This window comes from Pontibacter sp. CAU 1760, from assembly GCF_054482735.1.
On the sequence record NZ_JBTLRL010000010.1, the window covers coordinates 1 to 25928 of the forward strand.

The 25928-nt window shown below is 52.6% G+C and carries 18 protein-coding genes; 10 read left to right on the forward strand and 8 right to left on the reverse strand.

Features of this window, described 5'->3' with window-relative positions:
- From ACXYMU_RS14525 to pgi, 3 genes are all read right to left on the reverse strand, one after another.
- A partial coding sequence (locus ACXYMU_RS14525; protein WP_458987133.1) for a transposase occupies positions 1–307 on the reverse strand: 307 nt, incomplete at its 3' end.
- A 116-nt stretch (positions 308–423) separates the two neighbouring features.
- The gene (locus ACXYMU_RS14530; protein ID WP_458987134.1) at positions 424–2064 is read right to left on the reverse strand and encodes a hypothetical protein; all 1641 of its coding nucleotides are present in this window, start codon (positions 2062–2064) and stop codon (positions 424–426) included.
- Between the two features lie 63 nt (positions 2065–2127).
- The gene (gene pgi / locus ACXYMU_RS14535) at positions 2128–3774 is read right to left on the reverse strand and encodes a glucose-6-phosphate isomerase (RefSeq protein WP_458987135.1); all 1647 of its coding nucleotides are present in this window, start codon (positions 3772–3774) and stop codon (positions 2128–2130) included.
- Positions 3775–4126: 352 nt separating this feature from the next.
- On the opposite strand from pgi, the gene ACXYMU_RS14540 reads away from it, so the two are divergent.
- The 7 genes from ACXYMU_RS14540 to ACXYMU_RS14570 all read left to right on the forward strand — a co-directional run bounded on the left by ACXYMU_RS14540 (position 4127) and on the right by ACXYMU_RS14570 (position 13275).
- Positions 4127–5242, forward strand: a complete 1116-nt coding sequence (locus tag ACXYMU_RS14540; RefSeq protein WP_458987136.1) for an HAD-IC family P-type ATPase — start codon at positions 4127–4129, stop codon at positions 5240–5242.
- Between the two features lie 42 nt (positions 5243–5284).
- Positions 5285–6886, forward strand: a complete 1602-nt coding sequence (locus ACXYMU_RS14545) for a cation-translocating P-type ATPase (RefSeq protein WP_458987137.1) — start codon at positions 5285–5287, stop codon at positions 6884–6886.
- A gap of 416 nt (positions 6887–7302) precedes the next feature.
- A complete protein-coding gene (locus tag ACXYMU_RS14550) occupies positions 7303–8073 on the forward strand; it encodes an HAD family hydrolase (RefSeq protein WP_458987138.1) in 771 nt (256 codons plus the stop codon).
- 197 nt (positions 8074–8270) lie between these two features.
- A complete protein-coding gene (locus ACXYMU_RS14555; protein ID WP_458987139.1) occupies positions 8271–9023 on the forward strand; it encodes a beta-phosphoglucomutase family hydrolase in 753 nt (250 codons plus the stop codon).
- A 4-nt stretch (positions 9024–9027) separates the two neighbouring features.
- Entirely contained in the window at positions 9028–9861 is an 834-nt protein-coding gene (gene otsB, locus ACXYMU_RS14560; RefSeq protein WP_458987140.1) for a trehalose-phosphatase, read from the forward strand.
- Entirely contained in the window at positions 9854–12256 is a 2403-nt protein-coding gene (locus ACXYMU_RS14565) for a glycoside hydrolase family 65 protein (RefSeq protein WP_458987141.1), read from the forward strand. Before otsB ends, ACXYMU_RS14565 begins: the two co-directional genes overlap by 8 nt.
- 74 nt (positions 12257–12330) lie before the next feature.
- Entirely contained in the window at positions 12331–13275 is a 945-nt protein-coding gene (locus ACXYMU_RS14570; RefSeq protein ID WP_458987142.1) for a 1-phosphofructokinase family hexose kinase, read from the forward strand.
- 83 nt (positions 13276–13358) lie between these two features.
- Here the strand turns inward: ACXYMU_RS14570 and fbaA are convergent, their stop codons facing one another.
- The 5 genes from fbaA to ACXYMU_RS14595 form a co-directional block, all read right to left on the reverse strand.
- Positions 13359–14438 carry a class II fructose-bisphosphate aldolase gene (fbaA, locus tag ACXYMU_RS14575; protein ID WP_458987143.1) on the reverse strand — a complete coding sequence of 360 codons (1080 nt, stop codon included), beginning with the start codon at positions 14436–14438 and terminating at the stop codon, positions 13359–13361.
- A 328-nt stretch (positions 14439–14766) separates the two neighbouring features.
- Positions 14767–16329, reverse strand: a complete 1563-nt coding sequence (locus tag ACXYMU_RS14580; protein ID WP_458987144.1) for an ABC transporter permease/substrate-binding protein — start codon at positions 16327–16329, stop codon at positions 14767–14769.
- Positions 16329–17297 (reverse strand): ABC transporter ATP-binding protein, encoded by a 969-nt coding sequence (locus ACXYMU_RS14585; protein ID WP_458987145.1) that lies wholly within the window; start codon positions 17295–17297, stop codon positions 16329–16331. Before ACXYMU_RS14585 ends, ACXYMU_RS14580 begins: the two co-directional genes overlap by 1 nt.
- Before the next feature lie 101 nt (positions 17298–17398).
- Positions 17399–18814 carry an exonuclease domain-containing protein gene (locus tag ACXYMU_RS14590; RefSeq protein ID WP_458987146.1) on the reverse strand — a complete coding sequence of 472 codons (1416 nt, stop codon included), beginning with the start codon at positions 18812–18814 and terminating at the stop codon, positions 17399–17401.
- A gap of 133 nt (positions 18815–18947) precedes the next feature.
- Positions 18948–20084 (reverse strand): AI-2E family transporter, encoded by a 1137-nt coding sequence (locus ACXYMU_RS14595; protein ID WP_458987147.1) that lies wholly within the window; start codon positions 20082–20084, stop codon positions 18948–18950.
- 339 nt (positions 20085–20423) lie between these two features.
- Here ACXYMU_RS14595 and ACXYMU_RS14600 point away from each other — a divergent pair, with 339 nt between their 5' ends.
- From ACXYMU_RS14600 to ACXYMU_RS14610, 3 genes are all read left to right on the forward strand, one after another.
- Positions 20424–22286, forward strand: coding sequence for a DNA topoisomerase IV subunit B (locus ACXYMU_RS14600; protein ID WP_458987148.1), 1863 nt, complete (start codon positions 20424–20426; stop codon positions 22284–22286).
- The gene (locus ACXYMU_RS14605; RefSeq protein WP_458987149.1) at positions 22279–25032 is read left to right on the forward strand and encodes a DNA gyrase/topoisomerase IV subunit A; all 2754 of its coding nucleotides are present in this window, start codon (positions 22279–22281) and stop codon (positions 25030–25032) included. The genes ACXYMU_RS14600 and ACXYMU_RS14605 overlap by 8 nt, the downstream gene beginning before the upstream one ends.
- A gap of 65 nt (positions 25033–25097) precedes the next feature.
- Positions 25098–25886, forward strand: coding sequence for a tetratricopeptide repeat protein (locus tag ACXYMU_RS14610; protein WP_458987150.1), 789 nt, complete (start codon positions 25098–25100; stop codon positions 25884–25886).
- Positions 25887–25928: the final 42 nt, after the last annotated feature.

Sequence of the window (25928 nt, forward strand, 5' to 3'; positions counted from 1 at the left end):
GCACCGTTTCCCGCTTGCGGATGATCTGCGGCTCAAAGCTAGCCGAGCGGTCACGGGAGGATTCCACTTCAATCACCCCGTCTGAGGTGCGGACTTGTTTGCTCACCTTTCCGTTGCGCCGGTCGCCTTGCTTGCGTAGCTCATCCGTCAGGTGCAGGTCCATCTCCGCGTCCAAAGCGGCTTCCAGAAAGTGTTTCAGCAAGGGGCCAAGCGCGCCGTCTTTGCCAAAGGTGGGTTTGCCGCTCCTAAACTCTTCCAGGAACTGGCGCTTGATCTTTTCCAGATCCAGCTCGTTTTTCTCTTCCATGTCAACTGTGTTAAAGGTAATACTCCTAATCCTTTGACACAGTTTATTTTATAGCCTCGTTACTGACCCTTGCGCTACAAAGTAACGCATTCATTGCCAGTGTGTACTAAACCTGCTTACTTTCCTTCCCGGTCATAAGCATGTACGCGCACATCGCGGGTGGTCCTGTCTTTAGACTCAGGGCCTAGCTGCAGGTTGTTCCCGCGGGCTGTGTCGTAGATGCGGGTCAGGTGCTTCCAGCCGTCAACCTCCGAGGTATCCTTATAAGTGTCCTCACCTATACCCCCGTAAAGCTTTAGCAGCAGTCCATTTCTCACCTTTCCCTGCACTATGAAAGTATCATCTCCCCCGAGGCCGTGTAGTGTGATTTCCTCGGTTTCACTGCGGTTGAATACGCGGCGGTATAAAACTCTGCCCTGTAAACCATCCTGAGCAGGGCGTTGCATGATCACTTCGGTGCGGTCGTCATCCAGCCGCTTTACGATAAACTCTTCCGCTTCATCAGAACCCACCACGGTTACCTCCTTGGCTAACTTTTTATACATTTTTTTGGCAGCTTCTGGCAAAAGATCCCGGCGGCTTTTTAGTTTAGAAAGGAGCTCTGCGCCTATCAAATTAAAAACAGGCGGCGGCAGTTGCTGCACAGCCTTTTGGATAACAGCATCCGTCAGGCGCTGCTGCATGTCACGGGCAATAGCTGTAAAGTCTGATAAGCTGAGTTCATTCAGGAACCGGGCATCCACAAAAGCCCCGTTAATCATGTAAGCTGGCACATCGTCGAATTTCTCTTCAAAGCTGTGGAACTTACGGACCACGAACTTGCTGGTGGCGATGGCAGGTATGAGGCCGTCGTTCATCTTCAGGAACACCTGGTCACGGTCTTTTGGGATAGGGTAGTAGGTGTACTCAGTTCCGTTTTTCTTCAGTGCCCATTCCCATTGCCCCTTGTGGCGGTCCCAATCTCCCACCAGCACGTCCAGGAGGCGGGCGCGGGCAAAGGCTTTTTGGTCAAAATGGTAGTTGTTGCAGCTAAAGCGGTTCTTGAGGGCAGCATCTGTGTCGGCAAAATCATCCACCCCCTTAAAAGCGGGCGACAAGTCATCGGGGGTCTCGAATTTGTCCTGCAGCATAAAAACCCTGCCTCCTACAGCTGTGGCGTGAGCGCCAAATCCATTCGCCGAAGACGGCACGTAAAACAGCTTAGAGCTGGCGTGGTATACCCCTGCAGCCTCGGCCAGGATAGGCAGTACCAGCACCCCGTAGGGGTTAGCTGCTGAAGTTTGGTCGCGTAGGATGTTGGCCACAAATGTTTTACGCCAGAAAGGGCTTACCACATCCACCGGGTCTTTGTCCAGGGAGCGCAGGGCGTATAGCCGCCCTGTGCTATCTTCAAGCGTGAAGCTGGTTGTCTGGAAACCACCGCCCTTCTTCAAAACCTTTAGCCCGCCATTAACAGCGTTTAATTTTAGAACAGGCACTTTCACGGGGGTGGTCCATACCTGCCGGTGATGGTCACCCCAAAAAAAGCGATGCACTCCGCTGCGGTCGTAGTGCCGGCCCGCAATCACCCAGGCACTATCGGGTCCTGCGGGGGCTCTGCCTTTCACTTCTTCCGGCGTAGCCTGCGCATCTTTCTGAAAAAAGGAGTTGTCGGCGCAGCTGCTCAGGCAAAGCAAGCAGCAGAGCAGGAGCGAAGTGGCCGCAAGGCGGTGTGCGTGCCGTATAGCTGTATGGATTTGTGTAATGGTATGAAACATAAAAGCGAGGCATCGCCTGGTTAACAGGTATGCCTCGCTTTTAACGTAACAGTGGCCGGCTAGTTAGCGGTTATTTTTGTAGTAATTGATCAAGCCCTGTGTTGAGCTATCATGCGTGGCCTGCTTATCGCCGAGCAGTTCGCCCTCGATGGTGCCGGCCAGCTGCTTGCCAAGCTCTACGCCCCACTGGTCAAAGCTGTACACGTTCCAGATCACGCCCTGTACAAAAGTCTTGTGCTCATACATCGCCACCAGCTTGCCCAGGGTATACGGCGTCAGGCGCTTGAACATGATGGATGTTGAGGGCTTGTTGCCCTCAAACACTTTATGAGGCACCAGTTGCTCCAGCGCTTCGCTGCTCATGTTTTTGCCCTTGAGTTCCTCGCGTACTTCTTCCTCGGTTTTGCCCTTCATTAAGGCCTCTGTCTGGGCAAAGAAGTTCGACAGCAGCAGCGGGTGATGCTCTCCAACCGGGTTTTGGCTGATAGCGGGTGCAATAAAGTCAGAAGGAATCAGGACAGTGCCCTGGTGAATCAACTGGAAGAAAGAGTGCTGGCTGTTGGTGCCGGCAGCACCCCATATCACAGGCTGTGTTTCGTAGCCTACAGGCTCACCACCACGGTCTACGCTCTTGCCGTTGCTTTCCATCATCAGCTGCTGCAGGTAATCCGGCAGCAGGCGCAGGTATTGGTCATAAGGGAGCACCGCATGGGTCTGGCTGCCAAAGAAGTTCGTGTACCAGACGCTGAGCAGCGCCAGTTGCACGGGGATGTTCTGGCGCAGTTCCGCAGTGCGGAAGTGCTTGTCCATCGCCTCGGCACCTTTCAGCAATTCCTCAAATTTATCATACCCCAGCGCGCAGGCAATGGAGAGGCCAATGGCAGACCAAAGCGAGAAACGCCCGCCTACCCAGTCCCAGAAACGGAACGTGTTTTCTGGCGCGATGCCAAATTCCACCACAGCTTCCGTGTTCGTGGAGAGTGCCACGAAGTGCTTCTTTACATGCGCTTTATCTTCCGCCTTTTTCAGGAACCAGTCACGCGCTGTTTTAGCATTGGTAATGGTCTCTTTCGTTGTGAAGGTCTTGGAAGCGACGATGAACAGGGTTGTTTCCGGATCGAGGTGGCGCAGTACCTCTGCCGCATCCGTGCCGTCTACATTCGAGATAAAGCTAATCTCGATGTGCTCCTTTTTGTAGCTTTTCAGTGCCTCGCACACCATCTGCGGGCCCAGGTCAGAGCCACCGATCCCGATGTTTACCACGTGGTTGATGGCTTTGCCGGTATAGCCTTTCCATTCGCCGCTGTGCAATTGCTCACAGAAGGCGCGCATCTGCTCCTGCACTTCGCGTACTTCCGGTAAGATGTTTTCACCGTCTACTTCCAGCTTTTCGTCCGTGAAATTGCGCAAGGCTGTATGGAGCACCGCTCTCCCTTCGGTAGCATTGATCGGCTCGCCTTTGAACATGCTTTCGATGGCGGCAGGCAACCCCAGTTCCTCTGCCAGTTCTGTCAGCAGCGTCAGCGTCTCCTCGGTGATGCGGTTCTTAGATAGATCAAACAGCATGTCCTCAGACTGCAGCGAGAATTTGTCAAAACGCGCTGGGTCTTGCGCAAAAAGGTCACGCAGGTGCTGAGGCGCAAGGGCTTTGTAGTGGGCATCCAGCTTTTGCCAGGCTTTGGCTTGTATTGGTGATTGGTTTTTTAACATCTTTTTTCGATTAGTTTAGTATTCTCCGGCAGTCACCAAATGGACCCGATCCGGTCATGTTGGCAACGTTGCTGGAACGATTTTGAAACAGCGGCAATAATTGAAGCCCTAAAATTAGAAATTTTTAAGGTTGAGATAAAATCTTCTGTATCCTTTTATTGGGCTTTTACAGTAAAAAACATAGAAGTACGTAGATTCATGTGTTTCCATGGCTGAATTTGAATCCATTGTTGCTGTGCTGCGAACAGCCGCTTAACCCCGGCAAGGTATGAAACCCATTTCAACACCTGCTGCCTGAAGCGGCATTGCCAATTTCGTGTCAAAATACTGCCACCTCCTCAAGACATCGCCTATGGCTCTCGATCAGAAGTTTCCATACCACAGTATAAGTGCAAATGAAACGCTCGAAAAGCTGCAAACCAAAGACCAGGGGCTCAGCGACTCGGAGGCGCAGCAGCGGATGCAGGAGTATGGACCTAATGAGCTGACCGGCACGGAGGGCGTGAACCCTTTGTTGCTCTTCCTGAATCAGTTCAAGGACTTCCTGATCCTCATCCTGTTTCTGGCGGCAGGCGTTGCCTGGTATGCCGATCATATGGTGGACGTGTATGTGATTATGGGCGTAATCTTGTTCAACGCCTTGCTGGGTTTTTTCCAGGAGTACAGAGCAGAGAAGGCCATTCAGTCGCTCAAGCGCATGATTAAGCAACAGGCTACTGTGGTGCGGGATGGCAAGAACCGGAAAGTGGAGGCCCGCGAGCTGGTTCCGGGCGATGTGCTGCTGCTTGAGGAAGGGGATGGTATACCTGCCGATGCACGGCTGCTGCAAGTAAAGAACCTGCAAACCGTAGAGGCCTCACTCACGGGCGAGTCGCTGCCCATCACAAAGGAACTGGAGCCGCTTCCGGAGGGTGCTAACCTGGGAGACCGGCTGAACATGGTTTGGAAAGGCACGCATGTGGCCCGCGGTACCGCCCGGGCTGTGGTAGTGGCGACGGGCCAGCATACCGAGCTCGGTAAGATATCTAGTTCGCTGAGCAGCATTAAATCTACTACAACCAACTTCCGGAAAAAAACAGAGCGCTTGGGCAAGCAAATGGCCGTCATCGCCATTGCCACGTCCCTCATCGTGTTTGTGCTGGGGTACTTTGTGCGGGATTATCCCTCTGATGAGGTACTGCTCGTTACAGTGGCAACCCTCGTGTCGTCTATCCCTGAAGGGCTGCCTGCAGTTATTTCCATCGTGCTGGCCATCGGGGCGAAGCGGATGGCGAAACAGCACGCCATTATCCGGGAGTTTACCGCCACCGAGATGTTAGGCTCTGTTTCTGTGATCATGACGGACAAAACCGGGACGCTGACCAAAAGCATTCTGACCGTGAAACGGGTATACCTGGGCGATGGGACGGAACTGGGTGTGTCGGGTACCGGGTACGCCATAGAGGGGGAACTGGAAAAGGACGACTAGCCTTATGACGCTACGCAAAGCCAGGTACTACAGAAATTATTGTTGATTGCCCGGTACTGTAATAATGCCTCACTACCTGAGGAGGGGGCAGCTAAAAACCCTACCGGTACCGGCGATGAACCAGCAGCCATTGGGGACCCCACCGAAATCGCGCTGCTAGTACTGGCCCGTAAGGTGCTGGACCACCACGCTGATTGGTTGCCAGAAGTAAAGCCGCTGGATGACCTGCCATTCAGCTCGGAACAGAAGTTTCGGGGGGCATTGGTCGAAACAGCGGGTGGGCGAAAGCTGTTGGCGGTAGGGGCACCCGAAAAAATACTCGCTCTCAGTTCGCACATACTTACCTCTGACGGCCCTAAGGAATTAACCGAGGACGCCAGAAAGCAGGTGCAGGAGAAGATGGAGGAATGGGCCGACCATGCGATGCGCGTGCTGGCGCTTGCCTACCGCGAGGCGCCAACAAGCATGGACGTGGCAGAAGCAGCGGATATACAGGACTTGGTTTGGGTAGGGATTACCGGTATTGTGGACCCGCCCAGGCAAGGGGTGCCCGAAGCGGTTGCTGCCTGCCGCACGGCCGGTATACGCGTGATAATGGTTACCGGGGACCACAAGAAAACCGGTGCCGCCATTGCCCGTGAGGTCGGCATTCTGGATGGACAGGCCACAGGCGAAGACACGCTGCAGGTTCTGCAGGAAGACGAACTGGATGTGGACGATCAGGAATTCAACCGCCTGGTAGACCAGGTCTCTGTGTTTACGCGTGTGAGCCCGGGCACCAAACTACGCATCGCGGAAACCCTGCGCGAAAAAGGCTACCTGATTGCCATGACGGGGGATGGGGTGAATGATGCGCCGGCCCTGAAACGCGCTGACGTGGGTATCGCCATGGGAATCCGCGGAACCGACGTAGCCAAAGAAGCGTCACAAATCGTGCTTTCGGATGATAACTTCGCGACCATTGTGCGTGCCGTGCAAGAGGGGCGGATCGTGTTTCAGAATGTGCGCCAAGCCAGCTATTTCCTGCTCACGACTAACTTTGCCGCTGTAGCGGTTTTTATCGTGGCTATTGCCATCGGCTGGCCCTTCCCGCTAACCGCTACGCAGATCCTGTGGGTAAATCTGGTCACAGACGGCGTGATGGAACTGGGGCTTGCCGCTGAACGCGGGCACGGTGACATCATGAAACAAAAGCCCGTGGCCCGCGATGCCAGCATCCTGAACCGGGATGTGGTGCCCTATATCCTGCTGATGAGTACTATCATGCTGGGGCTGGCCCTGGGCGCCTTTGCCTATTACCTGCCACAGGGAGAAACCATGGCCCGGACAGCGGTTTTTCTGGTGGTGTCCATGACGCAGGTCTTCAATACCTTTAACATGCGCTCGCTGCAGCAGTCGGTTTTCAAAATCGGTGTCTTCAGTAATAAATACATCAACCTTGCTTTTGTGGTATCCGTATTCCTGCAGTTGGTCGTGGTTTACACGCCGCTGTTACGAGGCTTGTTCCGTTTTGAACCTTTGCCTTTAGCGGATCTTTTAATCCTTCTGGTCCTTTCCTCCTCCGTGGTTTGGGTAGCCGAAGCTTACAAGTATTTCATACATCAGCGAGGCAGCAGCGCGAATCAAGAGAACAGCTTGCTTTAGAGGATGCCTGACAGCCAGTACACTTTCTGGTTACTGACGGGCATAAACCAGGGTTTTTCCATTAAAATACCGCCAAATTTAAACTGAAACATGGCGATTTAAATCGGTTATTCAGTATATTTGAAGGAAGGGCAGCCTAAGGTCGCCCCGCAACTTAACCGACAGGGTTAAGGAATTAGCATACTTCAGGCGACTGCGCGTTCAGGTATAAACTTTAGTTCGACTCACAGTTACTGGATTGGCTCGGATTTTTTCAAAGTTTTTGGGCCTGAGTGCGTATACCCAATTAAGGCCGGAACCCAGGTAATGCCTTCGCAACGTTCTGTTCAATAACGTATCGCAGTACCCCATGTGGCTATAGCTGCATACAAGTGGGTGATGAGCCAATCTTGTGTCGAAAATTAATTCATACTATAATGAGTGATCTGAATAAACTGATAAAAGAAAAAAACATCAAGGCACTTATCCTGGACATGGATGGGGTGATCACGAACACGGCAGTACTTCATGCGGAAGCTTGGAAGAAACTTTGTGACTCCTTCCTGAAGCAGCGCAGCGAGCAGGATGGTAAAACCTATAAGCCTTTTGAGTTGATGGAGGATTACCGCGCCTTTGTGCATGGCGTTCCGCGCCTCGAGGCAATGCGCAACTTCATGAATTCACGTGGGGTTGAACTGCCGCAGGGCACCGCAGAAGATGATGCCAACGAAAACACCATCGTAGGCCTGGGTGAGCGTAAGGACCTTTACTTTCATGAACTGCTGAAGCAGAACGGTGTGGTGGTATTCGAAAGTGCCGTACAGTGGGTAAAGGAGCAACAACAGGCCGGTATGAAAACCGCTATCGTGTCTTCGAGCCGCAACTGCCTTACCATTATTCGCCGTGCTGGCCTGGAAAGGCTGTTTGATGTGCGTGTAGACAAAGTGGTTGCCTCAGAACTTGGGCTGGAGAACAAGCCATCTCCGGACATTTACCTGGAAGCCGCCCGTCAATTGGGTGTTGATCCGCAGGAAACAGCTGTGTTTGAAGATGCGCCAGAGGGAGTGAAAGGTGCTAAAACAGGTGGTTTCGGCCTGGTGGTAGGTGTTGACAGCGGCTCTAATGAAAACGCCTTCGAGGGCAAAGGAGCTGACCTGGTAATCGAAGGTTTTTCAGCACACCTCCACCTGCAGAACGCGGAAGCATAAGCAAATAAGATGCTGCCTTTAAAGGTGTAAACCGTAGCAGAACATGCTATACAAGCAAATAAAGCCTCTCCAACCCAGAGGCTTTATTTGTTATGCCCCTTTCTGCCGCGGCTGTAAATATCGGTATCTAAAAACTTTACAGCCTGAATCAGGGTACATTTATCAAATAAGCAGTCTAACGATCTAAAAAAGCCTGCATGCCACCCAACCGCTTACTACAGTTACTGAAAGAACGGAACATCCAGGCCCTGATTCTGGACATGGATGGCGTCATCACGCAAACCGCCCGGTTGCATGCGGCTGCCTGGAAAAAGATGTTTGATGCTTACCTGCGACAACGCGGGCAACAGGATGCCAAAAACTATGCACCCCTGGAGATCGCGACAGACTACCGCCAGCACATCGATGGGATCCCGCGCTACGACGGTGTCCGAAATTTCCTTCAATCGAGGGGCATCCTACTGCCGGAAGGCACTGCGGCAGACACGCCTGACATGGAAACCGTGGCCGGACTCGGTAACCGAAAAAACGAATTCTTCCAGGAGTTAATGCAGGCACAGGGGGTAGAGGTATACCCTGACACGCTTGCTTTTTTAAAGAAAAGAAAGGCTGAAGGGTATCGCCTTGCGGTTATTTCGGCTAGTAAGAATTGCCGGTCCATATTGGCAGCGGCGGGTGTGGCAGACATGTTTGAGGTGCGGGTGGACGGGCAGGTGGCAGTGGAGCGCAACTTGAAAGGCAAACCGGCGCCGGACGTTTTTATAGAAGCGGCAAGGCAACTGGGTGTGCCAGTTGGAAAGACTGCCATATTTGAAGATGCCATTTCGGGTGTGCAGGCTGGCCGTGCCGGCGGCTTTGCACTGGTTGTCGGCATCGACCGCACAAATCAAGAAAAAGAACTCATAGAAAACGGTGCCGAACTGGCATTGCAACAATTCCCAACAGACTAAAAATATGAAAGACCAACAAAACGCGCTAGTCCAGAAGCACGATGCGCACAAGCTGCCTTCTGCCCTGGTAGATGTCCCGAAACTTTTGAACGGCAAAAAGCCCGCGATTTTTCTGGATTATGACGGTTGCCTGAGCCCCATCGTGAAAGACCCGGACAAAGCCGTTTTAACAACCGAGATGCGCCAGACCCTGGAGCGGTTGGCAGATGTCTGCAGCGTAGCCGTGGTAAGTGGCCGCGACCGGGCCAATGTGGCCGGCCTGGTGCAACTCGATAATTTATACTATGCCGGCTCGCATGGCTTCGATATCTCCGGCCCCAACAACATGCACACAGAACCGGGTGGGGCAAAGGCTGCCATTCCCGCGCTCGACAAAGCCAACAAAACGCTGGACGAGCGGCTGAAGGATGTGGAAGGGGTGCTGGTTGAACGCAAGCGGTATGCCATTGCCGTGCATTACCGCAACGTTCCGGATGAGCAGGTTGCCAAGGTATTGCAGGTGACTGAAGAGGTGATCGGGGAGCACCCGGAACTGAAAAACGGACCAGGCAAGAAGATCATGGAACTGAAGCCAAACCTGGATTGGCACAAAGGCAAAGCAGTGCTTTGGCTGATGGAAGAACTAGACCTGAACAAACCAGGTATACTGCCCATTTATATTGGCGATGACATTACCGATGAGGACGCCTTTGCCACGCTGCAGGGCCAGGGCATCGGGATTATGGTAGGGGAGCACGACGAGCAGACAGCTGCGGAGTACAGACTGGAGGATGTGGAGGAGGTCCAAGCCTTCCTGGAGTCACTGACGCGTACCATCAAAAAACAGCAAGATGTATGACTGGAAGATCTTATATGAGAATTGGGACCCCGCAGCGCAGCCACTGCGTGAGGCGCTCTGTACGTTAGGCAACGGCTACCTGGCCACCCGCGGGGCTTTTGAGGAAGCCACCGCAGACGAACAGGTCCATTACCCGGGCACTTACCTGGCAGGTGGCTACAACAGGCTGCCATCCGAAGTGTCCGGGCGGAAAATCATCAATGAGGATCTGGTGAACTGGCCTAACTGGCTATGCCTTTCTTTTCGGCACGCTGGCGCGGAAGAGTGGTTTGGCCTGGAAAAGGTAGAAGTGATGAGCTACAAGCAGGAACTGGACATGCAGCAGGGCGTCCTGTCGCGGCACCTGCACTTTCGGGACGCAGCCGGCCACGAAAGCACGCTCCAGAGCCGCCGCCTCCTGAGCATGGCCAACCCCCATGTGGCCGCCCTGGAGTGGGAGCTTACCCCGCTGAACTGGTCTGGGGAGTTGGAGATAGCATCTGCTCTGGATGGTCGGGTAAAAAACCTGGGCGTGGCCCGCTACCGCACACTGGCCAGCCAACACCTCGAGCCGCTCGAGCAGGGGCACCACAACGATAATACGATCTTTCTGCTTGTCCAGTCCTCCCAGTCTAACATTCGGATGGCGCAGGCAGCCCGCACCCGCGTATGCACAGAACCACAGGGGCCAGTTACGCAGGGGGCAACGCAAACAGAAGCGGGCTACATCGTGCAGCAATTTAAGGTGGGTTGCCAGCAGGGGCAAGCGGTGTGGGTCGAGAAGGTGGTACAGGTACATACCTCCCGCGACAATGCGATTACGGAGCCGCTGCAGGAAGCCTGCAAAAACATCGAGCGGCAGGGGAGCTTTCAGCACCTGCTGGAGCACCACCGGCAAGCCTGGCAGCGCCTGTGGTACCGCTGCGACATGCAACTGTCCAGTAACAACAGCGCGCAACCCATCCTGCGGCTGCACATTTTCCACCTGCTTCAAACGGTTTCACCCAACTCCATAGGTATGGATACAGGGGTGCCCGCACGCGGCTGGCACGGGGAGGCGTACCGGGGGCATATTTTCTGGGATGAGCTTTTTATCTTCCCATTCCTAAACCTACGCTTGCCCGAGCTTACCCGTGAGCTGCTTTTATACCGTTTCCGGCGTATGCCCGAAGCTGTTTTTGCAGCCACCCAGGCGGGGTACCGTGGTGCCATGTTTCCGTGGCAAAGTGGCAGCAATGGCCAGGAAGAAACGCAGATTATCCACCTTAACCCAAAGTCGGGGCGCTGGCTAAACGACGACACGCACCTGCAGCGCCACATCAATGGCGCCATCGCCTACAATGTCTGGCAATATTTCCAGGCAACCGAAGACATGGAGTTCCTCACGTTTGTGGGTGCCGAGATGATATTCAGAATCGGGCTTTTCTGGTCTACCATTGCGGGGTATAACGAGGCGACCGGCCGCTTTGAGATTCACCATGTAGTTGGCCCTGACGAGTACCATACCAATTACCCGAACTCCAGTGAGCCAGGTTTGCGCAACAATGCCTATACCAACATCATGGCCGTTTGGGTAATACAGCGCGCGCTGCAGTTGCTGGAGATACTCGATGATTCCCGTATTGCGGAGCTCTTTCAGAAGTGCGAGATTACGGATGCCGATGTGGCGCGCTGGCGCGAGATCAGCCATAAAATGTATGTGCCCTTTATCGGAGATAGCCAAATTATCGAGCAGTTTGAGGGGTATGATAAATTGCTGGAGTTTCCGTGGGACGCGTACAAGGAAAAGTACGGCGAGTCGATCCGGCTGGACCGCATCCTGGAAAGCGAAGGCGACAGTGTGAACCGTTACAAAGCAAGCAAACAGGCTGATGTGCTGATGCTGTTTTACCTGTTCTCCGCCACCGAGCTGATCCACATTTTTGAGCTCCTGGGGTATGCTTTTGCTGTGGATGACATTCTGAAGAACATTTACTACTACGAGCAGCGGACCTCGCACGGCTCCACCCTTAGCAAGATTGTGCATGCCTGGGTGCTGGCCCGCTCGGACAGGAAGCGTGCCTGGAGCAACTTTGAAACGGCCCTGATGAGCGATGTGGAGGATGTGCAGGGAGGCACTACCCCGGAGGGGATTCACCTGGGGGCCATGGCAGGCACCGTGGACCTGGTGCAGCGCAGCTTTACAGGATTGGAGATACGTGACAATGTGCTTTGGCTGAACCCTGTGCTGCCCGATAACATAGATTGCCTTAACTTCCAGGTGCGCTACCGCAGCCACTGGATCTCGTTGCAGTTTACGAGGCAAAAGGTAATGGTAAAGGTAGACATGGGCTGGCAGAAAACCGTAGAGATAGGAATAAAAGGCGAGGTCCACACGTTTGCCACCGGAGACCATCGCGAGTTTTCAATTTCTTAAGGAATCAACTTAAAACCTAACCCCGCTAGTGGTGTTTGCCCACTGCCATACTACGTACCCAGCCTATCTGAATTATGGAAAAGATCATCACCATTACACTTAACCCGGCGCTAGACAAAAGCACCTTTGTAAACCAGGTGCTGCCTGAAAAGAAGATGCGCTGCGAAAGCCCGTACTACGAACCCGGTGGTGGTGGCGTTAATGCATCCAGGGCCATCAAAAAGCTGGGCGGTGAGTCCTGTGCCTGGTTCTTATCAGGGGGCTCTCCCGGTGAGATCCTGTGCGACCTGCTAGCAGAGGAGAAGGTCAGCTACAAGGCCATCCCGACCAAGAACTGGACACGTGAGAACCTGATGGTGATGGAAAGGAATACGGGTAATCAGTTCCGCTTTGGCATGCCTGGGCCGGAGGTAACGGAGGAGGAATGGCGCCCGTCACTGACTTGGCTGGAGCAAATGCCGGATGCCAAACTGCCGGAGTACGTGATCGCGAGTGGTAGCCTGCCGCCCGGAGTGCCAGAGGACTATTACCTGCAACTCGCCAAGTTAGCGCATCGGCGCGGCTTCCGGCTCATTGTGGATACCTCGGGTGATGCTCTGTTGCAGGCCGCCGGGGAAGGGGTATACCTGCTCAAGCCGAATCAGCATGAAATGGCCGCCCTGGTGGGCAAAGAGGAGGTAACCGTGCTGGAGCAGGAGCAGATTGCCAGGCAGATTCTGGATGAAGGAAAGTGCGAGGTGTTAGTTGTTTCCCTGGGGCCGCGTGGCGCCATGCTGGCATCCAAGGAAACAGGCATATCCTACATAGTTTCTCCTGCGGTGAAACAGAAAAGCGCTGTCGGAGCTGGCGACAGTATGGTAGGGGGTATGGCCCTGGGCTTGCTCCGGCAAATGTCGCTGGATGAAATGGTGCGCTTTGGCGTAGCCGCCGGAACCGCGGCCACCATGACGCCTGGCTCACAGCTGTGCACCAAAGAAGACACCGAGAAAATTTACCAGTGGTTGTTACAGCACAAATAGATTAGGTCGAGTCATACCCCTATAAAAAGCAAAAGGGTGAAACTATATGTCTCACCCTTTTGCTTTTGTGCTTACTGGTTAAATTATGCGTTACGGTTGATCGCGTTCAGGTCCGAGAAGGCTTCCTTCAAACGGGTGATGAACGTTTTCTCACCTTCGCGCAACCACACACGTGGGTCATAGTGCTTCTTGTTCGGCACATCGTCGCCATCCGGGTTGCCGATCTGCGCCTTCAGGTAGTCTTTCTTGTCGTTCATGTAGTTGCGGATACCTTCCAAAAAGGCCCACTGCATGTCGGTGTCGATGTTCATTTTGATAGCACCATATTCGATTGCCTCCGTGATTTTCTCTTTCTCAGAGCCAGAACCGCCGTGGAATACGAAGTGCACCGGATTAGGACCCGTACCGAATTTCTCCTGGATAAACTCCTGAGAGTTCTTCAATATCTCGGGGCGCAACTCTACGTTCCCTGGCTTGTAGACGCCGTGCACGTTTCCGAAGGCGGCTGCGATGGTGAAGTGGTGGCTGATCTTGTTGAGTACATCATAAGCATAGGCTACTTCTTCAGGCTGCGTATACAGGCGCGCGCTGTCAACATCAGAGTTGTCAACGCCGTCTTCCTCACCGCCAGTCACGCCCAGCTCAATTTCAACAGTCATACCCATCTTGTCCATGCGCTTCAGGTAATCGGCGCAGGTCTCGATGTTTTCTTTGATGTCTTCCTCAGACAAGTCCAGCATGTGCGAGCTGAACAAGGGCTTGCCGTGCTCCGCGTAAAACTTCTCACCTGCCTCCAGCAATCCGTCGATCCAAGGTAAAAGCTTTTTGGCAGCGTGGTCTGTGTGAAGTACAACAGGCACCCCGTAAGCCTCGGCCATAATGTGTACGTGCTGCGCACCGGCTACTGCACCTGCAATAGCAGCCTTCTGCAAGTCGTTTGCCAGGCCTTTGCCTGCGTAGAACTGCGCACCACTGTGCGAGAACTGGATGATAACAGGAGAGTTTACTTCTCTGGCAGTCTCAAGCACTGCGTTTATGGAGTTTGTGCCAATCACGTTCACCGCCGGAAGGGCGAAGTTGTTCTCGTTGGCATATTTGAAAAGCTCTGTTACTTCATCACCGTGCAATACGCCAGCTCTGAATCTTGATTTAGTTTCGCTCACAGTTTATTAATTAAGTTTATGACTAATTATGTTCTTCTACAGCCATCTGCGGCAAAGGGGCAGTACACTGATGAGTAAATTTACTATATTGATTAGAATTAAGAAAATATGCCTTCTATATATATTCGAGGCATCCATACAGGTTGTATACCTAGAAGGGTTTCAGGGGCGTAAATAAAGCGGCTCTGGAGGGAATGAGGCTATAAAGTACATTTATTGCCAATATGCGGGCAACCGGATTAAATTTTTAGCAGATGCTTAAAAAAAGTATGAGATAACCGCCTTTTTGGTATTGCATCAAAGCATGATGTTTTCTCGTGGCTTAAAGCTAAGGCTGCTCCAGGTACCGCTTGAGGTCTGAAATACTGCGTATGCCCAAGGCGGCCGCCTGCTCACTCCGCATCATCAGGGCATAAGTATTGTTAAACCCAAGCGGCGGCATCCACCGGATACCATATTTCGTTTGAAATTGCTCCGACACATAGCGATACACCTTTTGATTGTCTTGGCCTAGGGAGTCTACGATGTCGGGCGGGGAATTTAAAATTACCTGCAAGCCCGTGCCGGTATACTCAGGGTAGATGTCGATTTCGTTTTCAGCCAGTGCGTCAAAGCAGATCTTTGTGCCGCCCAACCCGGTTTGCGCCGTTACCTGCAGGTCGGTATATCCCCTAATCAATTGGGCCAGCATCTCAGCTAGTATATACTGTTCGGTAAATATCTTAGAGCCCAGCCGGATAATAGCTCCATTTCCGTGACGGGAGCTTCGCCAGATCTCTTTCTGCTTCAAAAATTGCCGGGCCACCTGTTCGGGACTCTCTTTGCCAAAGTCGACCTGGTAGTTAAGGGCAGTCATGGTGGAGTCGTTTATGGCACCGCTCAGCAAATCAAGCACCTCTGCTAACGCTGGGTGTTGAGCCAGTACCTGTTCACGCACCAGGAATGCTGCGTCATAAGGCGGAAAGGAATGTTGATCATCCTCCAGTACGCGCAGGTTATAGGTTTTGATCTTACCGTCCGTTGAATAGCCGTCCACCACATCCACTTCGCCCTCATACACCGCTTTGTATACCAGGGCAGGCGCCATGACAACAGTTTGTAAATCCAGTTCATAGGTTTTTCGGAGGCCCGGGTACCCGTCTGCTCGTCCTGCAAACTCAGGGCTGAGGCCGGCCTGAAAGCGGCTTGTTGCTTGCAACAGGTAAAAAGAGGCCAACACAGGCAGGCACAAAAACAATAATAACGCTGCCGGACGCAGCATGGGCAAGCGCAGTTTTTGCAGGCGACCCAGCACAAAGTCAAGCAGCACTGCCAGCAAGGCAGCCGGTATGGCCCCTGCCAGTATCATGGCCGTGTTATTAAGCGCAATTCCCCCGAAGATGAACTCGCCCAAACCGCCTGCTGCAATGTAAGCCGCTAGGGTGGCCACGCCTACGTTCAGGACCGCGGCCGTCCGGATACCGGCAAACAGCACCGGCAGTGCCAGGGGCAACTCTACGCGCGTCAGCAGTTGCCAATCCGTCATGCCCATACCCCTGGCGGCTTCTTTCACGGTAGCGTCTACCTGCATCACGCCTGTAAAGGCATTGCGCACAATGGGTAGCAGGGAATACAGGAACAGGGCAAAAATGGCTGGGCCGGCCCCAATGCCCAGGACCGGAATCAGGAAGCCAAGCAGCGCAATGCTGGGAATAGTCTGCAGGATGCCCGCCACGCCGAGCACGGCACCAGCGCCTTTCTGGTAACGCGTGATCAGGAGGCCGAGCGGGAGGCCGATCAGAATCGCCAGCCCCAGGGAAACGAAGGTAAGCCCGATGTGCTCCAGCGTTTGCTCGAGCAGCTTATCGCTTTGCAGCAGGATGAAATCCCAGAATTCTCGCAGCACAGGCATCAGGAGGTATACTTAGCTTGATATTGGGCGACGGCTGCCATCAGTCGGGTGAAATCGGCCGTTGTGCTATGGCTGCCAGAGGCATCTGTTACTGTAAGCGTATCCTGTTGGTTGGCCATCAAATGCTTTGCTGCCTCCAGTGCACTGGCACGAGGGGAGATCGTTATGGATTTGGCTTGGCTTGCCGCTTCAGCAGGCAGAAAGGGGTATAACTGCTCGAGGGAAAGGACCTGCAGCTGCAACTGGAGAAGGTGCTCCTGCAGGAACTGCCGCACGAATGCGTTAGCAGGCCGGAACACCAGCTCCTCCGGTGTGCCTATTTGCTGCACAGTGCCCTGGTCCATCAGGCATATCCGGTCGCCCAATTCAAAGGCCTCCTGCACATCATGCGTCACCAGCACCGCGGTTTTCCGAAGCAGCGCCTCCAGGCTCTTGAATTCTTTGCGGATGCTCGCGCGGGTAATAGGGTCAAGTGCCCCGAAGGGCTCATCCATCAGTATCACGGGCGGGTCTGCCACCAGCGCGCGGGCAAGGCCTACACGTTGCTGTTGGCCGCCGCTTATTTCGTTGGGGTACTTATTCAGGAATTGTTCCGGAGGCATGCCCACGAGTTCCAGCACATCGCGGGTGCGGGCAGTTGTTCTTTGCTTGTCCCAGTGGAGCAGGCGCGGCACAACGGCAATATTTTCTTGTATCGTATAGTGCGGGAAAAGTCCGGCCCCCTGTATCACATACCCGACCTGGCGACGCAGCGTTTCCGGTTTCAGCTGCTGAATGTCTGTGCCAGCCAGTTTTATGGTACCCGCTGTCAGTTCCTCCAGGCGGTTGATCAGCTTGAGGGTGGTAGTTTTGCCGCAGCCACTCGTCCCGAGCAACACCAGCGTTTCCCCTTCCAGCACTTCCAATGACACCCCGCTTACCGCGATTTGGGAATTATACTGCTTGGTGGCGTTTTCGAGGCGTATCACAAGTGCTGGTGGTAAGTTTGGTCAGGACAAAATTGGGTATGATGACCTAAGATAGCACGAAAATCCCAAAAAGGGGCTAATGTGTCGCCGCTCAAGGTCTATTAATCGAACACAATAATCTTGTCTTTGTGCTTGCCGCGCATATGCCCGCGGATGATCTGTTGCACGTCCTTGTTGTCGTTATACCGTTTGATAGCGCCTTTGAAGTCTTCGAAGGAGGTGGCGTAGAAGGTTTCGTCAACAAACCCAAAGCCCAGGTAAGTGCCGTGCTCAATCACCACCACTGTTTTCTCGCCGGGCTCACGACCTTTCCCTACAATCACGAAACTGTTATGCTCGAACGTAAATGATTCGATGGCTTCTTCCACCCGCTTGTTATACTCGGCCGGGCTTTCATGCCCAATGCACGCGCCCTTGCATTGGTGCACCTGGTAATCGAAACAGGCGCCAGTGGTTTTGTAAAGGTCGCAGAGCTTTTGGCAGAGATTGAATTTGCCCACTTTGTGGTATAGGAACCCCTTTGCCTTGAACTGGTTAGAGAGGGCAATGATGGGCGTCATGTTCACATTATCGGCTTTATTCACGCTGCCAAAGGTCAGGCGCTTATACCCATTGGTGTCCTCATACACATAAATGCCTGTGTTAAACACCGAGCGGCGTTGCTGCCGGTTATACTGTGGCTTCATCCGCTTGATCTCCGCCGACTCAAACAGCAGGGCCACCAGTTCATTGCCCATCAACTCGTAAGTAATATCGGCAATGCTGTTCTTGAAGTCCAGCGACTTCCGGCTTTTATAGTCGATGTTGAAATGCTGGATGATGCGCTTTTTGATATTGATGCTTTTGCCAACATAAATCACTTCGCCTGCCTCGTTGTAGAAGTAGTATACCCCTGGCACCATCGGCAGCGCATCCACCTGGTCTTTCTGTATCCGGGGAGGCAGCAACGAGGTTTTGATCTCCTCCTTCAGTACCTGGGTGGTGTTGTCAGAAGCCATGTTCATGTTGCCATCCACCACGGGTTTGTTAATCTTCAGCAGTTTGTCGAACAGCACAGCTGTTGCCTTGGCATCGCCAATGGCGCGGTGGCGCTGCTTCAACTCAATGTCGATGCTCTTGCAGAGTTTGCCTAAACTGTAAGACGGTAAGCCCGGGATCAATGAGCGACTCAGGCGCACCGTGCAAAGGGTCTTGCGTTGGAAGGTAAAGCCCAGGTCAGCAAACTCCTTTTTGATGAAGGAGTAGTCAAAGCGAACATTATGGGCCACAAAGACCTTGCCCTCCGTAAACTCCACAATCTCTTTGGCCACCTCGTAGAACTTTGGCGCGTCCTGCACCATCTCGTCCGTGATGCCGGTCAGTTGCGATATGAAATAGGGGATGGGGCGTTGCGGATTGATCAGGGTGTTGTATTGGTCAACAACTTTCTGCCCGTCATGTATGAAGATGGCAATCTCGGTGATCTTATCCTGCGCTGGCTGCCCGCCAGTGGTCTCAATGTCTATGATAGCGTACAAGTTGCTGGGTATTTTAGGCTATGGTGAAACGCTTCGCAAAAGCATTGCCGAAGGCTTTTAAGTAAACCAATTTTTTTAGCATTACGTTTCAATTTGTACCTTGATGCAACTGCTTTTCCTAAATTGTATAGTATTACTCTCCGCTTTTCTTGCCACGGCCAAGCCCATTGATGATTTCAGAGAAAAATCCTTTGATGCGCCCTTTCCGCCTCTTTGGCTTCACATCGTCGATATCAGCCAGCAGGAAGCCAATGGGTGCTAATGGGGGGTAAGCGTCGAAGAGCACTTTCAGCATGGCCACCATGGGCAGGGCCATGATCATGCCTGCTGCTCCCCAGATCTCACCGCCAATCAATAGGGCGAGGATAGCGGCAAAGGGGTTGATACTGACCTTAGAACCGATGATGAAGGGTGTAATGAAATTACCCTCCAGAAACTGCACAATCACAAACACGCCAATTACCAGCACAGCATCGATCAGGTGGCCTGTGGTGGCCAGCGTAATGAGGGCCGGTAACAGTGACCCGATCAGGATGCCGATATAAGGGATAATTGTCAGGATGGAGGCGAAAACACCAAAGAACAACGCATATTTTACCCCCAGTAACATCAGCCCGGCAGAGTTCAGCAGCGACACGATCACGATCACGATCATTAGCCCGGAGATGTAATTCTGCACCACTTGCTGGATGTTGGTGAGGGTATGAATGGTACCACCCCGGCGGTCTCTAGGCACGAGCTTAAAAAGAAAGTCCTCCAGGTGGTCGCGGTAATAGAGCAGGCAGAAGACATAGATGGGCACAATCGTGAGCGCGGCCAGCAACCCCGTGGTGAGCGAGATCGTGCTGCCTACAAAGTTTGCAGACAACGATTGCAGGTTGGCAATAAGGTTGTTGATGATGTCTGATTTATTCGTTGGCTGAATGCCGAATTTATCAAACAGAAAGCCCTGCACTTTCTCGATCAGGTTGGTGATGTTCCCGCTAATGGTTTCGAGTTCAGAGGTAAGACCGATCAACTGCGCGGAAAGGAACCAGATAATGAGCGCCAGCACTGCCATAACCAGCACAATACTGAAGAGGATAGCCAGCGGTCGCGGGACTTTTACTTTTTCCAGATCCCGGTTGAGCGGAAGGAGCAGCAGGGCAAACAATAGCGAGAAACCCAGCGGGACCAGGATAGACTTAAAGAGCTGCAGAAACCATACCATCAGCACAACGCCAAGCAGCAGGATGACAACCTTAAAGTAAGCGGGTAATTTTATTTCCATTGATGAGTGTTTAATTCCGGCTTATACCGGCTGCTTTTTATGCATAAACCTTTGCGATCAGCGGTGCTAAAGTATATAAAAATAGAGACTTTTATATGCTAAAATATTTAGCTTTTAATTTATCTGTTTTATCTCGCTTTAGATGAACTTCTGAGGTGCTGCTGTGGTTGAACTTGCATAGCACGTACTATCTTCTTATTTTTGGCTAACGGTTTTAGTATATAGCCTGGGTGTCTTTGTCTGGCCAGGTGAACCTGAACTTAATATGGTGACTTGTCACTTATTATTTTCTATATTTCCGATTGATTATATCACAACAACTACACTTACGCTTAAAGAATGGCAGAGTTAGAGCATAATTACAACGAGGACAGTATCCGTTCGTTAGAGCCCCGCGAGCACATCAGGCTGCGCCCTGGTATGTATATCGGTAAGCTGGGAGACGGCTCCTCGGCCGATGACGGTATATATATTCTGGTAAAGGAGGTAGTCGATAACTCCATTGACGAGCACGTGATGGGGTATGGCAAGACCATCGAGATTAAAATTTCTGACCACAAGGTACAGGTACGTGACTATGGCCGCGGCATTCCGCTGGGCAAAGTGATCGACTGTGTAAGCAAAATCAACACCGGGGGTAAGTACGACAGCAAGGCGTTCCAGAAATCTGTTGGCTTGAACGGGGTGGGTACCAAGGCTGTGAACGCATTGTCCAGCCACTTCAGGATCCAGTCGGTGCGCGATGGCAAGATGAAGGCCGCTGAATTTGAAAGGGGCGTACTGACGGAAGACCTGGACCTGCAGGAGTCGTCGCAGCGCAACGGTACCCTGACCGTGTTCACGCCCGACGACACGATCTTCAAGAACTACCAGTTCAACCCGGACTACCTGGAAAACCAGATCTGGAACTATGTATACCTCAATGCGGGGCTTACCATTAACTTCAACGGCAAGAAGTACTACTCGGAGAACGGCCTGCTCGACCTGCTCCGCAACAAGGCCGATGAAGAAAGCCTGCGCTACCCGATCATACACCTGAAAGGGGATGATATTGAAATTGCCTTGTCGCATGGCAACGACTATGGCGAGGAGTACTATTCGTTTGTGAATGGCCAGTATACCACCATGGGCGGTACACACCTGGCAGCCTTCCGCGAGGCCGTGGTAAAAACGGTGCGCGACTTCTTCAAGAAAGATTACGACGCGGCGGATATCCGCGGCTCTATTATCGGGGCCATCTCGCTACGTGTGCAGGAACCTGTTTTTGAGTCGCAGACCAAAACCAAGCTGGGCTCTATAGACATGGGGCCTGACGGGCCGGCCGTGCGTGCCTTTATAAACGACTTTGTGCGCGAGCACCTGGATAACTACCTGCACAAGAACGCTGTTACCGCTGAGGCGCTGAAAAAGCGTATTGAGCAGAGTGAGCGTGAGCGAAAGGACATGGCCGGGGTAAAGAAGCTCGCCAACCAGCGCGCCAAGAAAGCCAACCTGCACAACCGCAAACTGCGCGACTGCCGCATGCACTTTAACGAGGACAAGCACGAGAAGTCACTTCTTTCAACCCTGTTCATTACCGAGGGTGACTCCGCGAGTGGGTCCATCACCAAGTCGCGTAACGTGGACACAGAGGCTGTGTTCAGTCTAAGAGGCAAGCCCTTGAACTGCTTTGGCCTCAAGAAGAAGGTGGTCTACGAGAACGAGGAGTTTAACCTGCTGCAACATGCCCTGAACATTGAGGAAGGCCTGGATGGCCTGCGCTACAACCGCGTGGTGATCGCGACGGACGCCGACGTAGACGGGATGCACATCCGTTTGCTGCTGCTCACGTTCTTCCTGCAGTTTTTCCCCGACCTGGTGCGCAACGGCCACGTGTACATCCTGGAAACGCCGCTCTTCCGGGTGCGCAACAAGAAGGAAACCATTTACTGCTACAACGAGACCGAGAAGCAGGAAGCCATCAACAAACTGGGGAAAAAACCGGAGATCACCCGCTTCAAGGGACTAGGAGAGATATCGCCGGACGAGTTCGGTAAGTTTATCGGAGATAATATTAAGCTGAAGCCGGTGATCCTGCAGAAGGATACCACTATCCAGAAGATACTGAGCTACTACATGGGCAAAAACACTCCAGAGCGCCAGCAGTTCATTATCGAGAATTTGAAGATCGAAAAAGACATAGTAGAGGAAGTATATGCTTAACGACGATTTAAACGAAGAATTACACCACGAGGAAGAGGAATTGGAGGTGCAGTTTACGGATGGCGAGGAAGAAGTTATCCATAACGTGACACCCGTTTCCGGACTTTACGAAGGCTGGTTCCTTGACTATGCGTCATATGTGATTCTGGAGCGTGCCGTGCCTGCCATCGAAGATGGCTTGAAGCCGGTGCAGCGCCGCATCCTGCATGCCATGAAGGAAATGGACGATGGCCGCTTTAACAAGGTGGCGAACGTGATCGGTCAGACCATGCAGTACCACCCGCACGGCGATGCTTCCATCGGCGATGCCATGGTGAATCTGGGGCAGAAGGATTTGCTTATCGAAACCCAGGGTAACTGGGGCGACGTGCGCACCGGCGACAGCGCAGCAGCACCTCGCTATATCGAGGCGCGCCTTTCTAAATTTGCGCTGGATGTGGTGTTCAATCCGCAGACGACCATATGGCAGCTGAGCTACGACGGTCGTAAAAAGGAGCCGGTGACGCTGCCTGTGAAGTTCCCGCTGCTGCTTGCGCAGGGCGTGGAGGGTATAGCCGTGGGTTTGTCCACGAAGATAATGCCGCATAACTTCCGGGAACTGGTTAAAGGTTCGATAGACGTGCTGAAAGGCCGCACCACGCAACTGCTGCCAGACTTCCCTAACGGTGGTCAGGTAGATGCCACCAACTACAACCGCGGTATGCGGGGCGGAAAAATACGTGTGCGTGCGACCATCGAGAAAGTGGATAAGACTCTGCTCATTATCCGTGATGTGCCTTACGGTATAACCACGACCGCCTTGATGGACTCTATCGTAAAGGCGAGCGAGAACAACAAGATCAAGATCAAGAAGGTGGTGGACAACACGGCGGCCAATGTAGAGGTGCATGTGCAGCTGCCGCCGGGCGTGTCGCCGGACCTGACCATAGATGCGCTTTACGCCTTCACGGACTGTGAGGTGTCCATTTCGCCTAACACCTGCGTGATTATTGATGACAAGCCGCACTTCCTTTCTGTGGATGAGCTGCTGCGCATCTCTACCTTCAAAACAGTGGACCTGTTGAAGCGGGAGTTGGAAATCCGTAAAGGCGAACTGGAGGATAAATGGCACCACTCTTCCCTAGAGAAAATCTTCATCGAAAACCGCATCTACCGCGACATAGAAGAGTGTGAGACGTGGGAAGCGGTGCTGAATGCCATTGATACAGGCTTAGACCCTTACAAGCCTCTGCTTCGCCGAGAAGTGACCGAGGATGATATCGTGCGCCTGACCGAGATTAAGATCAAACGGATCTCTAAATTCGATGCTTTCAAGGCCGATGAGTATATCCGGAAGCTGGAGGAGGAGATGGCCGAGGTGGATGATAACCTGGCGAACCTGATCCGCTATGCCATCGCTTACTTCGAAGGGTTGTTGAAGAAATACGGGCAGGGCAAAGAGCGTCGCACGCAGATAAAAACATTCGATGTGATTAACGCTCAGAATGTTGCCATCGCCAACCAGAAGCTTTACATGAATGCCAAAGACGGCTTCATTGGCACGAGCCTGAAGAAGGATGAGTTCGTGTGCGATTGCTCTGACATGGACGACATCATCGTGTTCCGCAAAGACGGCAAGTTTACAGTGACCAAAGTTGCCGATAAAACCTTCGTGGGGAAAGACATCCTGATGGCTGGCGTTTACAATAAGAATGACGAGCACATGGTATACAACATGATTTACCTGGATGGCAAATCCGGGGTGTCGTATGCCAAGCGTTTCTCTGTTAAATCGATCACCCGCGACAAGGAGTATGACCTGACCAAGGGGAACAAGGGCTCGAAGGTGCATTACCTCACCGCCAACCCGAATTCTGAGTCCGAGGTGGTAACCGTTACCCTGACGCCTGCTGCTGCGGCCCGTAACAAGGTCTTCGATTATGACTTTGCCGAGCTGATGATTAAAGGCAAGGGATCGAACGGTAATATTATCTCAAAATACCCGATCAAGAAAGTGGTGCAGAAAAGCCTGGGAGATTCTACCTTGGGTGGCCGCGAAATCTACTACGATGAGGTAATCGGCCGATTGAACACGGAGGCCCGTGGGCGTTACCTAGGCTCTTTCAACACCGATGATACGATTCTGGTGGTGTTTGAAGACGGCACCTACGAGCAGACCACCTTTGACCTGAGCAACCACTATACCGTTGAGAAAATCAAGCTGCTGCAGAAGTTCGATCCGGAGTTGGTGCTGTCGGTGCTATACTATGAGGGGGAAAATAAGCATTACTACCTGAAGCGCTTTAAGATCGAGACATCCACGGTGGGCAAGAAATTCCCGTTCATTCCGGAAACGAAGGGCACCAAACTGGAAGCAGTTTCCTCGCATCCGGAGCCGGTGGCGACGATTTCCTTTAAGCGCGACCGACGCAGCGAAAAAGAGATGGAGAAGCTGCTGCTGCACGAGTTTATTGATGTGAAAGGCTGGAAGGCACTCGGCAATAAGCTTAATTATTACAAGGTATTGGATGTGTCGTTACCGAAGATGGAAGCGGTGGAGCAACCGGAGGACGAAAAGGCTAAAACCAAAAAGGCAGTGGCCAAGCGCAGTCCCATTGCAGTACCCATTGAGTTGAAGGAGTTAGCGGACGAAGCAGCGCGTAGCAGTAGTCACCAACCTGAGGATGCAGAATCCGTAGAGACGAAAGGGAACAAGGAGGCTGCAAAAGAGGCGCTCAAAAAGAAAAAGCAATTTGATCTTTTCTAAGCGTATGTAAGGTCCCTATTGCGAAAGTCTTTCTGTTTCTGTAGCTTGTAAGTAATAAATGCTTTATGAATAGATGTTGGACTGTATGGATTATGGCGGCAATGCTTTGTATTGCCACCCCAGTTGCTGCCTCGGTTTCGGGCGGAGTAGCTGGCTATGACCAGATCATGCAGCAGGCTAGCCAGCTTGTAAGCTTGTATAAAGACAGTGAGGCTTTGCAACTCTATGAGAAAGTATTGAGCGAGGCCCCGGAAAATTACGAGGCGCTTTGCAAGTCCAGTTTCCTGCACTGCCGTATCGGGGAGCGTTACACCGATGAGTCTTCGAAGATAGACCATTTTGTGAAAGCCAAGCAGTATGCCCAGCAGGCCTATGCCTTAAACCCCCTGGACGCGGAATCTAATTTCGTGATGGCCCTGGCCACTGGCTGTGAGGCCATGGTGGTGGGACCACGGCAGCGCCTCATCGATATTAATGAGATGAAAGGCTTTGCCGATGCGGCATTGGCGCACGATCCAGAGCATGCCGGTGCCTGGCATTTGCTGGGCCGCTGGTATTTCAAAATGGCAAACCTGAACCTGGCAGAAAAAGTCGCTTCAAAGATGCTTTTCGGGGGGGTATGCGGGGAGGCCACAAACCTCAAAGCTGCGGAGGCCCTTGAGAAGGCGATTGCTTATAATCCGAACAACATTCGCTATTACTTCGAACTGGCTAGTGTATACACTGAGATGAAGGATACGGAGTCATGTAAAGCTGTATTAGAGAAAGCCGTCACGTTGCAATACGAAACGAAAGAAGAACTGGAGTTTAGCAGGCGTTGCAGGTTGATGTTGCAAGGGCAACTCAAAAGTTAATAGGGTCTAGACCTTACAAAAGCCTGCTTCCTTAATTGGTGG

What these genes read in the sequence shown, in the direction of transcription:
- ACXYMU_RS14530 (WP_458987134.1), bottom strand. Translation starts at nt 2,064, where the DNA reads ATGTTTCATACCATTACACAAATCCATACAGCTATACGGCACGCACAC.
- pgi (WP_458987135.1), bottom strand. Translation starts at nt 3,774, where the DNA reads ATGTTAAAAAACCAATCACCAATACAAGCCAAAGCCTGGCAAAAGCTG.
- ACXYMU_RS14540 (WP_458987136.1), top strand. Translation starts at nt 4,127, where the DNA reads ATGGCTCTCGATCAGAAGTTTCCATACCACAGTATAAGTGCAAATGAA.
- ACXYMU_RS14550 (WP_458987138.1), top strand. Translation starts at nt 7,303, where the DNA reads ATGAGTGATCTGAATAAACTGATAAAAGAAAAAAACATCAAGGCACTT.
- ACXYMU_RS14555 (WP_458987139.1), top strand. Translation starts at nt 8,271, where the DNA reads ATGCCACCCAACCGCTTACTACAGTTACTGAAAGAACGGAACATCCAG.
- otsB (WP_458987140.1), top strand. Translation starts at nt 9,028, where the DNA reads ATGAAAGACCAACAAAACGCGCTAGTCCAGAAGCACGATGCGCACAAG.
- ACXYMU_RS14565 (WP_458987141.1), top strand. Translation starts at nt 9,854, where the DNA reads ATGTATGACTGGAAGATCTTATATGAGAATTGGGACCCCGCAGCGCAG.
- ACXYMU_RS14570 (WP_458987142.1), top strand. Translation starts at nt 12,331, where the DNA reads ATGGAAAAGATCATCACCATTACACTTAACCCGGCGCTAGACAAAAGC.
- ACXYMU_RS14580 (WP_458987144.1), bottom strand. Translation starts at nt 16,329, where the DNA reads ATGCCTGTGCTGCGAGAATTCTGGGATTTCATCCTGCTGCAAAGCGAT.
- ACXYMU_RS14595 (WP_458987147.1), bottom strand. Translation starts at nt 20,084, where the DNA reads ATGGAAATAAAATTACCCGCTTACTTTAAGGTTGTCATCCTGCTGCTT.
- ACXYMU_RS14600 (WP_458987148.1), top strand. Translation starts at nt 20,424, where the DNA reads ATGGCAGAGTTAGAGCATAATTACAACGAGGACAGTATCCGTTCGTTA.
- ACXYMU_RS14605 (WP_458987149.1), top strand. Translation starts at nt 22,279, where the DNA reads ATGCTTAACGACGATTTAAACGAAGAATTACACCACGAGGAAGAGGAA.
- ACXYMU_RS14610 (WP_458987150.1), top strand. Translation starts at nt 25,098, where the DNA reads ATGAATAGATGTTGGACTGTATGGATTATGGCGGCAATGCTTTGTATT.